Raw genomic sequence first — 1,168 nt, forward strand, 5'->3', positions numbered from 1 at the left:
TCAGCGCTTGGCGACGGCGGCGCCGGGATGGCTGCCGGGTGCCGCCGGATCCACAGGGGGCGCCACGGCGGGGCCGTGCGATTCGGGATGGTCCATCATCGTGTCGGGGTCGCCGGGGATGCGGGCACCGGGCTGGTCGGTGACGATCCGCCACAGGTTCGCCAGCACGATCAGCGCCATGGCGATGGCCGGGAAGAAGCCGGCCGCGGCATAGAAGGCCATCGGGAAGCGCAGGACGGTGGAGAAGGTCTCCATGCCGATCAGCAGCTGCATCCAGCTGCCCTGCACGAACAGGTAGAGCGCGTACAGCATCATCAGGTGCGCGATCACCGCGCAGGCGCGCCGCACCTTGAACGGCAGGCGGGCCTGCAGGATCTCCAGCCCCAGATGCCGCTGGTGGCGCAGCGCCACGGTGGCGCCCAGGAACACCAGCCAGACGAACATCAGCCGCGCGATCTCTTCCGCCGCCACGAGGCCGCTGTTGAAGATGTAGCGCAGGACGACGTTGCCGAAGACGAGACCGACCATGACCGCCAGCATCGCCGCCATGATCCATTCGGTGATCCGCTCCAGCAGATCCGCGACGCTCTTCATGCGTTCCTCCCAGATTTTTCGCCGGTCTTCAGGTCGCCGGTCAGACGGGCATAGGCATCGGCGACGATGGCCTCGGCCGGCAGCGTCACCTCGTAGGATAGGACGGCTTCGTCGGCCGTCGGCATCTCCAGGTCGGCGAACTGGCTGTCGACCAGGGCGGTGGGCATGAAATGGGCGGTGCGCGCCCCCATGCGAGAGGAAATCAGCGCCTTGTCGCCATGCAGGTGCAGGAAGACCACCCGCTCGCAGTCGCCGCGCAGCCGGTCGCGGTAGCGCCGCTTCAGCGCCGAACAGGCGACGACCAGCCCGCGCTCCGCCCGATGCGCCTCGGCGATGAAGCCGGCCAGCGTCGCCAGCCAGCCGTCGCGGTCGGCGTCGGTCAGCGGGACGCCGGCCGACATCTTCTCGATGTTGGCGGGCGGATGGTGGGCGTCGCCCTCGATGAATCCGTCGCCCAGCTTCGCGGCAAGGCTCTGGCCGACGCTGGACTTGCCGCAGCCGGCGACGCCCATCACCACGACGATCAGCGGCGCACCGCCCGACAGCTCGGGGGGAATGGTGTTCATGCCGGGGG

Annotated in this window: 2 protein-coding genes; both read right to left on the reverse strand. The window is 69.2% G+C overall.

The genetic code is table 11. From position 1 onward, the window contains the following. On the reverse strand, positions 1–594 hold the full coding sequence (locus tag GBZ48_RS35850; protein ID WP_174475374.1) for a TRAP transporter small permease: 594 nt from the start codon (positions 592–594) through the stop codon (positions 1–3). After that, the gene (locus GBZ48_RS35855) at positions 591–1,160 is read right to left on the reverse strand and encodes a gluconokinase (RefSeq protein ID WP_174475375.1); all 570 of its coding nucleotides are present in this window, start codon (positions 1,158–1,160) and stop codon (positions 591–593) included. The genes GBZ48_RS35850 and GBZ48_RS35855 overlap by 4 nt, the downstream gene beginning before the upstream one ends. Positions 1,161–1,168: the final 8 nt, after the last annotated feature.

The organism is Azospirillum melinis (assembly GCF_013340935.1).
Lineage (GTDB): Bacteria > Pseudomonadota > Alphaproteobacteria > Azospirillales > Azospirillaceae > Azospirillum > Azospirillum melinis.